Raw genomic sequence first — 13,355 nt, forward strand, 5'->3', positions numbered from 1 at the left:
ACCCGACGGCCGCACCCGGCGGCATCCCCCGGCGGCATCCCCCGACAACCTCACCCCATCAAACGCCGGCTCAGCCGCAGCATCTGAGCGATCGTCGTCCGTGGCAGGTAGGCCCGCCCGATCGCGTTCGTGATCGCGGGCAGCGCGACCGGATCGGGGTAGGCGATATACAGCGGCTGATACTGCGGCTGGAACTTCGCCTTGAACGCCAGCAGCGAGCGGAAGCCGTAGACCGGCTCCAGAACGCGGCCGACGGTGTCCAGCATCCGCTGCAAGCCGTCGGCGGCCCGTCGGTTGTCCGCGGCGCGGGCCAGGGGAGCGCCGGACAGGCTCATGAACTCGGCCCCCTCCTCCTTGAAGCGCAGGGCCGCGGTGGCGATCAGGAACTCCATCACCCCGTGGAAGCTGTCGGTACCGCGCCGCATGAAGTCCAGCGTCCAGCCGACCGGTTCGCCGTCGCGGTAGCACGGCAGCCAGCTCGTGATGCCGTGCAGCCGGCCCTGGTCGTCGGACGCCACCAGACAGCGGACGTGCGGATCGTTCAGCTCGTCCAGGCCGCCGAGGGTGAAGCCCATCTCCGGCAGGCCCTTGGCGGCGACCCATTCCCGCGACAGGTCCCGCACCTGCTCACGCAGCAGCGGGGCCGCGGTCGGGAACGAGACCCAGGACGCCGCGACCCCGACCTTGCCGGCCTTGTTCAGCGCCGTTCGCACGTCCTGCCACTTCTTGCCGGTGAACGCCAGATCGGCCAGCGGTAGCAGCGTGTCCTCGGCCACCTGCACCCCGCGCCAGCCCAGCCGGTTGGCGACGCCCAACGTCTCGGCGGTGACGCCGTAGAAGCAGGGGGACCAGCCCTGTTGGTCGCAGTACTTTGCGAACTCCGCCAGCACCGCGTCGCGGGCTTCGGGATCGCCGTAGGGGCCGCCGGTGGTGAGGGCGACCTTGCCGATCACCCGGTAGGCCACAGCGGCCCGGGCGTCGTCGGCGATCCAGTACTCGTGGCCGGGCCAGGTCGTCATATAAGAGAGCGTCGACCCTCCGTAAGTCGTGAGCAGGGCGCGCGCCTCAGACTCCGACCCGGCCCGGTGCCGCAGCGGGGGCCGCCAGAAGGCCAGCAGGAGCCCACCGAGCGTCACAGCCCAGAACGCGGGCCCGACCCAGAAGTAGAGAGTGCGCGCGGCGCCGCCTTGCGGGAGGAAGTGGGCGCACGGCGCGTCGAGGATGCCCAGATAGACCGGCGGTATCAGACGTTTGATGAAGTCGGCCGCCAGGTTGCCGTGGCCGGGGACCGGGGCGAAGTCGCCGCGCACGGCGTAGCCGAACTGCACATACGCGGCGCCGATGACGACGAACGCCGCTGTCACCGCCACAGACACCCGCAGAATCGTCCTGCGCGGAACCCGCAGTTCGAAGTGGCGGCGCTTGACCAGAAGCAGCCCGATCACCAGTAGAGGCATCGCTACCAGAGGTATCGAGTACAGGACGACGAACCTGTGGGCGTCGCCATACCCCGGATCCGAAGGGTCGAGGAGCGACAGCCCCTGAGCCGCGTACCGCCAGGTGGCCAGGGCGGCTCCGGTCTCGATCAGAAGCGCGGCCAGCAGAGCCAGACGGCGTCCCCGACGCAGCCCCTCGGCGACGATCAGCAACAGGATCGCCGGCACGAACAGCATCAGCACCGAAGGGCTGCTCGCGAGCAGGGACTCAGAACGCACCTGAAGACAGCCCTCTGACATGTCCGCCGCGCTGGCGCAACTGCTCCGCAGATCATCGGCTCCGGGCCCGGTTCCCACGAACAAGTCGGAGTACAAGGAGAACGGCCCGTACGGCGCCCTCGTCAGAAAGGCGATCAGCGGCCCCAGCGCGGAGGCGCCGACCGTGATCGCGACCAGGACGCGGCTCTCGGCATGGGACACGACGCGCTCGTGCCGAGGTCGCCGGCGACCCCACAGAAGCGCGCCGCTCACCAGGCCGATACCGGCTCCGCAGAAGCGCAGGATGTCCTGGGCGGTGCCGTCGTAGAGCGTGAACAGCAGCACGCTGAAGCCCAGGACGAGCCGGAGCCGGCGGCGCCACAGCGAGGGCAGGCGCGCGCTGAGGGCCAGGCCCACGCCGACGATGCCGACGCTGGCCCCGGTGGCCGCGTCGGTCAGGTCCGAACTGAGCCAGACGTCGCCGGTGTCCGAGCCGAGCCCGATGATCCCCGCGCCGAGCAGCGCGCCGCCGGCCTGGCAGAGCACGAACAGACCCAGGGTCGTGCGCGTGCCCAGGCGGCGCTCCGCCGGGGCCAGCACGGCGAACGCGAGCAGGACCGTGGCGATCAGGGCCGTGGGACCGGCACTCCACAAGCCGTAGCTCAATACCGTCCACCACTTGCCCTCGGCGAGAATCGAGGCGCCGGTGCCGACCACCCGGCCCGGGCTGCCGTCCGCATCGGCGGGCACGCTGCCGCCCACCGCCGCGACGAGGACCAGGAGCGTGACGAGCGTCGCGGTCAGCGGTGCCCGACCCGCCGCCCGGCGGACCCGCACCGGCATGGCGCCGAACAGGCCGAGCCTGCCGGCCGGCACAGTCTCAGTACTCATCGTCGGGCCAGCCCGTTGCGCTCGGCGATCCACGGCAGCTGCTGCACGAAGCCGGCGCGCCACACCTGCCAGCTGTGTCCACCGGGCAGCTGGGTCATCTGCACGTCGACCCCGGCGTGCAGACACGCCAGGTACACGATGCCCAGCTGTGGTGTGAACTCCTTGTCAGTGGACCCGCTGAGGATGCGCCCGGCGAGCTCCGGAAACTTCCGCGTGGCGAGGATGGACACCGGGTCGGCGCGCTCGAACGCGCCTTCGTCGCCGCCGAACGCCTTCTTCACCGTGTCCTTGTGGTTGCCGAGCGTCGGTTCACGTTGCCCGGACAGGTCCAGGAACGTCCGGTAGAGGTGCGGAGCGCGGACCGCCAACTGGACGGAGCAGGTCCCGCCGAACGAGAACCCGCCGATGGTCCAGCCCCGGTCCGGCGGCGCGACCTGGAGATTGGCCGTCACCCAGGCCTTGAGGTCGGTGGTCAGGTAGGTCTCGGCGTTGCCGAGCTTGGAGTCCATGCACAGCGAGTTGCCGATCGTGGACCCGGTCGCGTCCGGCATCACCGTGACCGGGGCCAGGCCGTGGTGCGCGGCGGCGTAGGCGTCGAGCACCTTCTGCACGCCGCCGGCATCGATCCAGTCCCGTGGCGTGCCGGGCTGCCCGGGGAGCAGCACCAGCAACGGCAGTTCGGGGCGCGGGTCGGCCCGGTAGGCCGGCGGCAGGTAGACCCAGGCCTTGCGGGCGTTGAAGTGGGAGACCGTGCCCGGGATCGTGACCTCGGACAACGTGCCCGAGCTCGGCAGGCCCGCCGGTGCGGTCCACACATCGGCGAGCATGCGTCCCGGCGGCGCGGTGACCAGGGCGGTGTGGCCGCCGGCCGCCTTCTTGAAGTCGGTGCCGGTGTCGAGCCACGGGCCCAGGACGGAGCGCGTCGTCGTATAGCTCTGGAAGTAGCGGTTGACCTGGTTCAGGCCGGTCAGGCCCACGACCACCGCGAGGCCGAGCGCCCCGGCCCGGCGGCCCCACGACAGGGTCGGCAACCGCATCGCCGCGACGGTGCCGCCGAGGATCGCGACGCCCATCCAGAGCAGCACTTCGGTGGGCAGCCCTTCGGGGAACGGCTGCCACCACCGGTCGACGATGACGCCCAGGATCGCGGTGAGCACGACGCCCACCCCGACGGCGGTCGGGGCTTTCCAGACCCACCAGTCGCGGGCCCGGTCGGCCAGCAGCGCGGCGAGGGCCACTGCCGTGAGGACCAGGAGGATGACCGGGATCGGCCCGCTGAGCAGAGACCAGTCGAGAGGATTGCTCACCGGGTGCCCTGCTGAGCCGGAGCCGGAGCCGGAGCCGGAGCAGGGGCAGTGGCCGGGGCCGGAGCCAGGGCAGGTGCGGCGGGACGGCTGGAACCGGCGTCCTCAATTCGCCGATTTGTCGGTTTCAGGTCGTCGGCGTCGTTGGTGAGCATGTAAAGAAGATGCCTACGACCTTGCCCAGGTTGCCTCAGCGTCCGGTCGGCCTCGGTTGTCAGCCGCCGGACTGCGCCAGCCAGGCGCGTCCTTCGCTGAGGATGGCTCGTTCCTGTTCGCTGAAGCGGGTGGGGAACGGGCCGGTCACGGTGATGCCGCTCGATTCGATGAGGTAGGCCAGCGCGGCGTATTCGCGGGGGTGGCGCTCGCGCAGGGCGTCGGAGTCGATCTCCGGCGCGGCGGCGGGGCCGAAGGGGTAGGTGAAGCCGCCCAGGTCGTAGACGGCGTCCCGGCGCTCGATGCGCCAGGTCCCGGCGCGGCGGGAGACGCGGTCCAGGAAGCGGGCGTGGACCGTCGCGCCGATGCCGAGCTCGGTGTGGTCGGCCAGCAGGATCACGTTGGTCTCGACGAAGGCCCGGTCGCCGGCGAAGGCGATCGTCGGGTTGCCGATGAAGTGCTTGTTGCGCAACGGGCCCTCGGCCATCCGGCGCGAACCTTCGATGAAGTCGTGGGCCAGGCCGGAGAACCACATGACCCTGAGGGTCGCGTCTTCGTGGAACAAGGTGGCCAGGGTGTCCCAGTCCTGCCGGTCGCGGTGGATCCAGCCGGTCATCAGGTCGCTGATGGCCTGACGGTCGGCGAGGCGGTCGGCGGCGGGGTGGCTGTCGGGGTGGTTTTCGGGCATGGGAGCCTCCTCGGGATGGCTTGGGACTTGGGACTTGCTGCTTGGCGGGTTCGTTCACTGCCCCGCGACGACCGGATGCGCGGTGTCGTATGCGGTGTCGTGTGCGGTGTTGTGCGCGGCGTCGTACGCCTGCCGCGCGGCGGTGAACCGCGGCATGTTCACCTCGGCCCAGTCGCCGATCACCGCGATCGGCTCGGCCAGGGAGTGCCCCAGCCCGGTGAGCGTGTACTCGACCCGCGGCGGCACTTCGGCGAAGACCTGCCGGGTGAGGAGCCCGTCGCGCTCCATCCGGCGCAGCGACTGGGTCAGCACCTTCGGGGCGACGCGGCCGAGGTGCGTGCGCAGCTCGGTGAAGCGCATCGGGCCGTCGGAGAGCAGCAGGACGACCAGGACGGTCCACTTGTCGCCGATCCGGTCCAGCAGGAGCCGGGTCGGGCAGTCGGCGTCGAACAGATCCCCGCGTGGCTCCCCGTTCTCCCCGTCTTCCCCGTTCTCCCTGGTCTCGCGCTCGGCCCGGAGCCGGCCGACCAGCCTGGGTGCGGCAATAGTAACCATGAGGTACTTATAGCACGTTGAAGTAATCAGTAACTGATGGTTACTGTCGCTGCCAGTACCGCTCGGAACGGGCCGGTACCAGCCGCTGGAAGCACACTGGAAGCCAGAACGAGGGAGACACGAGCATGAAGATCGCGGTCTACGGAGCCACCGGCATGATCGGCAGCCGGGTGGTGGCCGAGGCGCTGTCCCGCGGCCACGAGGTCACCGGCATCACCCGCTCCGGCGGCGCGCTGCCCGAGGGTGTGCACGCGGTCCAGGGCGACGCCGGTGACACCGAGCTGGCCCGACGCGTCGCCGGCCAGGCCGACGTCGTGGTCTCGGCCATCGGCCCCAGCCGCACCGGCGGCGACCGGCGCGAGTACCTGGCCCAGCTGCGCACCCTGGCCGCGACGGCCGGCGAGGCCCGCCTGATCGTCGTCGGCGGCGCCGGTTCGCTGCTGGCGAACGGCCACCGCCTGGTCGACGACCCGGGATTCCCCGACGTGTACAAGGCCGAGGCGCTGATCGCGGCCGAGGGTCTGGACTACATTCGCGGGCTGGGCGACAGCGTCGACTGGACCTTCTTCAGCCCGGCGCCGGTGATCCAGCCGGGTGAGCGCACCGGCTCGTACAAGACCGAGGCGGACACCCCGGCCGGCGACACGATCTCGGCCGAGGACTACGCGGTCGCTCTGCTGGATGAGGTCGACAAGCCCGCCTACCGGCGCCGGCGGTTCACCGCGGCCAACTGAGGGACCCGCGGATTCGCGGACCCGCGGACTCGCACATCGACCTCGGCCTTGCCCCCGGTCTTGACCTTGACCATTGGGGAAGCCACAGAGTGGGGAGTGACCGGGCATCCCGCCCGGAACGAGGGAGCCGTCCATGGGCCTGCTCAGCATCGGCGAGTTCGCGCGCCTGTCGCGCCTGTCGCCCAAGGCGCTGCGCCTGTACGACGAACTCGGGCTCCTGCGGCCCGCGCGCGTCGACCCGGACACCGGCTACCGCTGGTACGCCGAGACGCAGCTGGAACGGGCCCGGCTGGTCACGGCCCTGCGCCGGGTCCGGGTCCCGCTCGCCGGGATCCGGGACATCCTGGCCCTGGAACCGGCGGCCGTGGCCGAGGAGATCCGCGCCTACTGGGCCGGGTCCGAGCTCGAGCATGAGGCTCAGCGGCAACTGATGGGCGACCTCGTTGACCACCTCCACGGAGAGAAGCCCACCATGTACGAGGTCACAGTCCGCGACATGCCCGCCCGCACCCTGCTCAGCAAACTGCGCCGGATCCACCAGGACGAGTTGCTGGCCGCGAGCCGGGAACTGTTCATCCACCGCCTGGCCCGCGGCGGCGTGCCCCGGCCCGAGGGGATCGCCGGAGCGCCGTTCACGATCTACTACGGCGAGGTGAGCGGGGACAGCGACGGGCCGGTGGAGTGGTGCTGGCCGGTGCCGGAGGATCAGGCCGAGCAGATCGCCGCCGGCTTCCCCGATCTCACGCTGCGCACCGAGCCCGCGCACCAGGAGGCGTTCATCCGCCAGAGCACACCCATCGGGTCGGGCAGCGGGACCGAGGTCGAGCTCGCCGTCGGGGCCCTGTTCGCCTGGGCCGTGGAACACCAGCGTGAGCCCGCCGGCGGTGTACGGCTGCTGCTGATCTTCAACCCGGCCAACGGGCCGGCCGGGCCCGACGGGGAATTCGCCATCGTCCTGAGCTGAATCCGGCCGGCGGCGAGATCCGCGACGAGGTCGGCGAGATCAGCCCGAACTCGAACACCGCTTCCTCGACGGTCAGGCCGAGTGCGTCCGCCACCGGCCCCCGCCCACCGATATCATGGTCACTCCCGAGCGCCGATGGACAGCGCGAACCACCCCCACCGAAGATGTCGGCCGAGCTCCAGGGGTTTGCACCATGCCCGATCAGCTGTTGTTCTCCTACGGGACCCTCCGCCTGCCCGGCGTTCAGCAAGCACGGTTCGGCCGTGAGCTGCCGGGTCGCGCGGACGGGCTGCCGGGATTCCGGCTGGAGACCGTGACCATCACCGACTCGGCGGTGATCGCCGACAGTGGAAGCGGTCTGCATCCGGTCGCTGTGCGGTCCGACGAGCTCGCCGATGTCGTCGAGGGCACCGTGTTCACCGTCACCGCGGCCGAACTCGAGGCGGCCGACGCCTACGAGGCCGACGACTACACCCGGTTCAGCCTCGCTCTGCGTTCCGGGGAACAGGCCTGGGTCTACATCGACGCCGCGACCGCCGAGGCGCTGCGCGTGGAACGGCTGGTCGCGGCCCAGGCCAACGCCGAAGCCTTGTTCGCGGAGGTCGGCAGGCGCGGCATCATCCGGGCCGGTGTGGCCGAACGACAGGCGAGCCAGGAGATCCGGGACCTGGCGAACGAACTGTTCGGCACCACCCGGCACTGGCACAAGCGCATCGTCCGGGCCGGACCCAACACGCTCCAGCCCTACCGCGAGAACCCGCCGGACCGGATCATCGAGGCCGACGACATCGCCTTCGCCGACTTCGGCCCGATCTTCGCCGAGTTCGAAGCCGACCTCGGCCGCACCTACGTCCTGGGCGAGGACCCGATCAAGCACCGGCTCGCGGCCGACCTGCCCCAGGTCTTCGCCGCCGGCCGCGCCTTCTTCGCCGAGCACCCGGAGCTCACCGGCGCCGAGCTGTACGCCGAGATCGGCCGGCTGGCCCGCGAGCGGGGCTGGACGTTCGGCAACGACCACTGCGGCCACCTCGTCGGCGAGTTCCCGCACGAGAAGATCGACGGCGCCGACATCGAGTCCTACATCGCCCCGGGCAACACCACGCCGATGCGCCGCACCGACCGGCTCGGGCGCAGGTGTCACTGGATCCTGGAGATTCATCTGGTTGATGCGGAGCGTGGGTTTGGTGGGTTCTACGAGCAGCTTCTTGACTTGTGAGGACTGATGACCCGCTGCTGAGGCAACGCTACTGAGGCAACGCTGCGGGGTTTCTTTTGGGGCTGGAGTTTGCGGGCCGGGTTGCGGTTTGTTTGTCGGTTTTAAGGCATTTTACGGCCTTCGGTCATGGTTGTGCCGGTTCGGGGTTCGAGTCGGTGGGTGTGTTTGTCGGCTGCCGGTCTTCGCGTTCACGACCCCGCCCCGCCTCAGGCCTCTTCCACTCCGGCAAGTTGGAACAAGAGCCAGATCAACAGCCAGATCAAGAACCAGATCAAGAACCAGATCAAGAACCAGATCAAGATCAAGGGCCAGATCAAGGTCAAGAACTGTGATGAAGAGCCCGGCGCCTCCGGCGGGGGCTCTTGGCTCCCTCGGGGAACTGGCGCGGTTCCATAGGGTGGTCCGGTCAGGGCCCTGCGGCGGCGGTTTGTGAGGTGGTTGCGGTTCGTTCCCCACGCTCGCGTCGTCAGCCCCAAGGGGTACAGCACCGGTGTCCGGGAGTAAAGTCCGCGCGCTTGCGGTCGGGCGTGGAAGCGGCGGTTTTGATAGCGCGAACTTGACTCCCGGCCACCGGCACTGTAGGCGAAGCCCTGCCGACGCGACCGAGGGGAACGAACCGAAAACCGACCGGATAGGTGCAAAGCCCAGTGGTGCGGTACCGGCGACTCGGCGAGCTCGGCCGCCGGTCCAGCGCCTGGCGACGCGGCAGTCCCAGAGTGCGCATTCTAGGCTGGCGAGTGCGAGTGCGAGTGCGAGTGCAGATGCGGGCGCGGGCTTGCCTGGCCGCCAAGGCGGATGCTGGCGGATAGCAAGGTGCGCGCTGGGGGGATGTCGGCAGTCGGCGGCAGACTGCTGCGAGCGCAGCCGGTCCGATGTTGGATGCCGCACCCGGGCATGTTCTCAACTAACTGACTACCGGCCCGTCGCCAGGGCCTCACCGGCGGCGGCACTGCCCAGCCCGCGTCTACGGGCCCTGCGGTTGCTATTCTTCCGGTCGGTTTTCGGTTCGTTCCCCTCGGTCGCGTCGGCAGGGCTTTGCCTACAGTGCCGGTTCTCGGGAGTCAAGTTCGCGCTGTACGCAGCCGCCACCTGCCCACTTACCGTAAGGGCGCGGACTTTACTCCCGGGGTTCGGCGCTGTACCCCTTGGGGCTGACGACGCGAGCGAGGGGAACGGACCGTAGCCACCTCAGGGACCGCCGCCGCTGAGACTGGCTCGGCCACCCTATGGAACCGCGCCAGTTCCCCGAGGGAGCCGAGAGCCCCCGCCGGAGGCGCCTGCCGTTGACTTTAGGCGCCCACCACACGCGCCGATTGCCGCTAACACAACGTGTGCGCAGTGACTCGGACTGCCGCGCACCACCTACACAACCGGCGGCCGCCTACGCGCATCGAGCGGCACAGCGAACTGCGTCTCGATCCGTGATTAGTCAATACCAGGTAGTTCCGTAAAAATGCCTTTAATCAACACACCAACCGCAAGCCACAAGCCACAAGCCACAACTAGGTCAGGTCGACCTGTGAAAACCCGTGAGAACCCGTAAGGACCGAGATCAGACCGGCGGCATCAGATCACTGTCGCTGATGGTGTACGTCAGCAGGGGATAGACGAAGCCCGTCTCGTGGTTCTCACGGCGCCGCAGCTGGTAGAACTCCTGCTTCTGCTCCTCGTCGGCCGACGTGAGGCGCGCGCCGTGTGGAAGGTACACGTCCCCGTCACGGAACCGAACGAGGGTCTTCGATGTTCGAAAGGTGACGCCCAGCCATCGGTTGTCCGCCAGCCGTTGGTTGTCCGGCGCCTGGCCGGGCGTGTCCAACACGATTCTGTGCTTGAGCCGTCGATTCGTGGCGACCGAGAATGCGACGACGCCGTTGTGAATGAGGGGGATTTCGAACTTCTCGTCATCGAACTTCTCGTCGCCGGGCTCCTTGGACTCGAAGATCAGCTTCCTTGGCGGGCCGGCTTCGGGATGCCGGTAGCAGGAGAAGACGGCGATGAACGAGTCGTCGGCCAGATCCAGGGCCTGGTCGGAATGGCCGCCCATGGTTTTGTAAGCGTTCGTATACGTCTCGATCAGAGCGTTGTTGAACCCGACCGGGAGCGCCGCGCGTTCCTGGATCTGTTGCGCCAACCGCTCGTGGATCGCCTGGAAACGCTGTGCCGGGCTGCCGTATCGAGTGGTGGTGCGCACGAGCGGTACCCCACCCGTCTCGTCGCTCTTGGCGAGCACCGCGCCCTGTCGGCCCTTTCCCACGTCTTCCCAACCGACCGAGGCGTACAGCTCCGTGAAGAGATCTTCCTCGGCCGGCAGAGCGCAAGAGATGATCTCCTCCGAGATCCTAGGCTCGCGGGGCAACGTAATCTCCCGCGTTCATGCTGAACAGGATGTCGTCGCCGTAGTCGATGAAGGACGAAGTCCTGTTCTCCTCGGCGTACAGCCTGCGCAGCTCATCCATGCCTTCCGGCGTGGGCGGTTCGAGCTTCACCAGATCCCCGGCCATCTTGAGGAACGTCTGGCCGTCCCGGTGAAGGGCTTCGGCGTTCGAGCAACGCACGACATATCCCAGGCGGGTCGGGAGCAGCTCGGCGCCCAGGGTCGAGGGCCGGATTTCGTGGGTGTAGAGGCGATTGGTGGACAGCGGCATGAAGAACACCGAGCCGGGATAGAGGGTGACAGAGAACTGCGAGGGCAACGCCGTGCCATCGCCATCGCCATCGCCACCGCCTTCTCCGATCGGATCCTTGAGACGGAACTGGAGTCTGGTCATCCCGCTGGCGTTCTTCACGCCGTAGTCGAAGGCGTCGCCGGCCAGGGGCCGCAGCTTGTCGAGCCCTTCGTAGAAGGTACAGAAGGCCATGATGCCGTTGCCGGGCATGTCCTTGGTCTTGTCGGCGTGCGAGGAGATCTTGGCCTTGGCCTGCTTGCGCTCGGCCGTGGCGAGCGTGTTGTGGTAGATCTGGGCCAGGACGTGGTTCAGCGGTGCCGGGTCCTGGAAGACGGCGGCGGCCTCGCGGTTCAGCGCCTCGACGATGCTCGTGTCGGTCGGGTGGAAACCCTCGGTCGGCCCCGAGAAGTTCGTGGAACACCGGAGCAGGCGGAAATGGAACTCGTCACCGTCTTGGGTGACAGGCGTCAGATAGATTCCGCTGCGATGGGCCGTTCCAGGCTTGGTGGACTCCGTCAGCGACTGGAACTCGTGCTCGGCACGGATCCGCCCGAAGTGATCGTCACCGGGGTCGAAGAAGCGGCGGTAGTACACGCCGACCCCGTGGACGCGGACGGGAACCCGGCCTAGGCCGACCACGGCCCAGGGACCGTCGACGTCCTCGCGGTACTCCGGTGACAGCTCCCGGACGACGAAGACGCGGTCGGCCGCATGCAGCCGGCGCTCGCTGACCGCCGAGATGTCGCCACACAGGTAGACGGTCTTGCGCGTGACATCGGACGAACCGGAGGCAAGGTCCTCTGGCGTGATCACGGATCCGAAGAAGTCCCTGACCAGGTCGAAGCCGTCGTCAGCCGACGACGAAGGCGCGACCAGGATGCTGCCCGTGTCGTCGATGCGGGTTTGGGTCAGCCGTGATGTCTTCATTGGACCTTGATGCTCTCACGGGTCCGACAGCCGGGCCAGGCGGCTGTCGCCCCTCAGGCGCTGTGTCTCATGCCGACCAGACGCGGCGGCACGTCAACGGCCTTGGCCGTGCGATGACTGTGCTCGGATTGTGAACAGCCGGGATGACACTTCGAGTTCGGCCACCACCGGCCGCCACCGGTCAACGCCGAGGCCTGTTCTATCAGCCCTCTGCGACATTCCCTGTTCAGGAGCGCTCCGTGAAACAACGGCTAGCCATCACCGCGGCGACGTTCGCCGCCGCCTCCCTCGCGGCCGCCGGCGCGATCGTCGGCCCCAGCGCCGCGCACGCCGATCCCTCCGGCCCGCCCGTTCTGACCGACGGCTACGGGCTGACGCAGGTCGACGATCCGTCCCTGTCCAATCCCGGCGTGCCCGCCCCGACCGCCACCGACTTCACCATCACGGTGTCGTCGGCGCAGGTCGCCAACGACACCGGGATGCTCGGGCACCACATCCGGATCAGCCTGCCGGCCGACTACTACAGCAACCCGACCAAGCGGTACCCCGTCCTGTACCTGCTCACCGGCTCTCCCGGCGACCCCTGCGACTACTTCGACAGCGCCGGCTTCCCGCAGCTCAACGCGCTGAAGGGGACGTCGGGGATGATCATCGTCATGCCCGACGGCGGACGCGGGTGGTTCTCCAACTGGCGCGACCAGTCCACCGCGCTCGGCGCCCAAAACTGGGAGAACTTCGAAGTCCAGCAGGTGGTCCCGTTCATCGACGCCAACCTGCGCACCGTCGCGGACAAGCAGCACCGGGCCATCGCCGGGGTCTCCATGGGCGGCTTCGGCGCGCTCCACCTCGCGCAGCTGCACCCCGACCTGTTCAGCCAGGTGGCGAGCTTGTCAGGGGACGCCGATCTGTCGCGCAACGAGATGGTCCTGCGCGAGATCGTCGTCGCCTCTCTCACCGATGCGCTCGGGGCGTTGTCCGGCGTCACCAGCGGCCTGCTCCCCGGCACCTCGGACTGGAGCGCGTGTCACCCGGTGAACGACCCCTACCAGCCGGCCGTCAGCAGCGACGCGTTGTTCGGCTCCCCGTATCCGGTGTCGGTGACCCCGCCGTTCAACGACTCCCTGTGGAACGCCGCCGATCCCACTCAGCACGCCGCGGCCTTCGCCGGGATGAACGTCTCCATCTACACCGGCAACGGCAACGGACCGGGAGGGGACTACCGGGAGTGGTGGCTGGAGAGCTCCTCCCAGCACTTCGCGGCCGCCCTGACCGCGGCGGGTCAGCACCCTTACTTCAAGGACTACGGCGGCGGCGCCGGATGGGGCCACTGCGACGGCGGTCATGACGTCACGTGCTGGGACGCGGACATGGCCGACCTGATTCCGCGCCTGCAACAGGCGTTCGGCATCACAAGCGGCAGTTGAACAGGCGCCGCCGCCCCGCACGAAGCCCCCACCTGGCCCGCTCAGCAGCGCGAACGGCGGCAGCGGGTGGATTCGACGCGATGTGCGATCGCTGTGTTCGGATTATGAAAAGGCGATGTGACACTTCCGGTCAATGCTT

Annotated in this window: 10 protein-coding genes and 1 pseudogene; 5 read left to right on the forward strand and 6 right to left on the reverse strand. The window is 68.8% G+C overall.

The window, feature by feature from the left end:
• Window positions 1-50: 50 nt before the first annotated feature.
• The 4 genes from IZR01_RS03550 to IZR01_RS03565 form a co-directional block, all read right to left on the reverse strand.
• Window positions 51-2,585: a bifunctional lysylphosphatidylglycerol flippase/synthetase MprF gene (locus tag IZR01_RS03550; RefSeq protein WP_194922864.1), complete on the reverse strand. Its 2,535-nt coding sequence runs from the start codon at window positions 2,583-2,585 to the stop codon at window positions 51-53.
• A complete protein-coding gene (locus IZR01_RS52955) occupies window positions 2,582-3,892 on the reverse strand; it encodes an alpha/beta hydrolase (protein WP_194922865.1) in 1,311 nt (436 codons plus the stop codon). Before IZR01_RS52955 ends, IZR01_RS03550 begins: the two co-directional genes overlap by 4 nt.
• A 211-nt stretch (window positions 3,893-4,103) precedes the next feature.
• Window positions 4,104-4,730 carry a nuclear transport factor 2 family protein gene (locus tag IZR01_RS03560; RefSeq protein WP_194891615.1) on the reverse strand — a complete coding sequence of 209 codons (627 nt, stop codon included), beginning with the start codon at window positions 4,728-4,730 and terminating at the stop codon, window positions 4,104-4,106.
• A gap of 54 nt (window positions 4,731-4,784) precedes the next feature.
• Window positions 4,785-5,285: a winged helix-turn-helix transcriptional regulator gene (locus IZR01_RS03565; RefSeq protein ID WP_228558882.1), complete on the reverse strand. Its 501-nt coding sequence runs from the start codon at window positions 5,283-5,285 to the stop codon at window positions 4,785-4,787.
• 125 nt (window positions 5,286-5,410) lie between these two features.
• Here IZR01_RS03565 and IZR01_RS03570 point away from each other — a divergent pair, with 125 nt between their 5' ends.
• The 4 genes and pseudogenes from IZR01_RS03570 (at window position 5,411) to IZR01_RS03580 (ending at window position 8,199) form a co-directional block, all read left to right on the forward strand.
• Complete coding sequence (locus IZR01_RS03570; protein WP_194922866.1) at window positions 5,411-6,019, forward strand: NAD(P)-dependent oxidoreductase; 609 nt, start codon at window positions 5,411-5,413, stop codon at window positions 6,017-6,019.
• Between the two features lie 133 nt (window positions 6,020-6,152).
• Window positions 6,153-6,983, forward strand: a complete 831-nt coding sequence (locus IZR01_RS03575) for a MerR family transcriptional regulator (protein ID WP_194891613.1) — start codon at window positions 6,153-6,155, stop codon at window positions 6,981-6,983.
• Window positions 6,984-7,176: 193 nt separating this feature from the next.
• Window positions 7,177-7,497, forward strand: a pseudogene (locus IZR01_RS54045) (gamma-glutamylcyclotransferase family protein); the annotation flags it as partial.
• 6 nt (window positions 7,498-7,503) lie between these two features.
• A complete protein-coding gene (locus tag IZR01_RS03580; protein ID WP_438939687.1) occupies window positions 7,504-8,199 on the forward strand; it encodes a M24 family metallopeptidase in 696 nt (231 codons plus the stop codon).
• A gap of 1,552 nt (window positions 8,200-9,751) precedes the next feature.
• On the opposite strand, the gene IZR01_RS03585 is transcribed toward IZR01_RS03580, so the two are convergent.
• Complete coding sequence (locus IZR01_RS03585) at window positions 9,752-10,555, reverse strand: alpha-ketoglutarate-dependent dioxygenase AlkB (protein ID WP_194891611.1); 804 nt, start codon at window positions 10,553-10,555, stop codon at window positions 9,752-9,754.
• Window positions 10,539-11,792 carry a hypothetical protein gene (locus IZR01_RS03590; protein WP_194891610.1) on the reverse strand — a complete coding sequence of 418 codons (1,254 nt, stop codon included), beginning with the start codon at window positions 11,790-11,792 and terminating at the stop codon, window positions 10,539-10,541. Before IZR01_RS03590 ends, IZR01_RS03585 begins: the two co-directional genes overlap by 17 nt.
• Window positions 11,793-12,031: 239 nt before the next feature.
• Between IZR01_RS03590 and IZR01_RS03595 the strand changes: the two genes are divergently transcribed.
• Window positions 12,032-13,216, forward strand: coding sequence for an alpha/beta hydrolase (locus IZR01_RS03595; protein ID WP_323746084.1), 1,185 nt, complete (start codon window positions 12,032-12,034; stop codon window positions 13,214-13,216).
• Window positions 13,217-13,355 lie beyond the last annotated feature (139 nt).

This window comes from Catenulispora pinisilvae (genome assembly GCF_015356865.1).
GTDB lineage: Bacteria > Actinomycetota > Actinomycetes > Streptomycetales > Catenulisporaceae > Catenulispora > Catenulispora pinisilvae.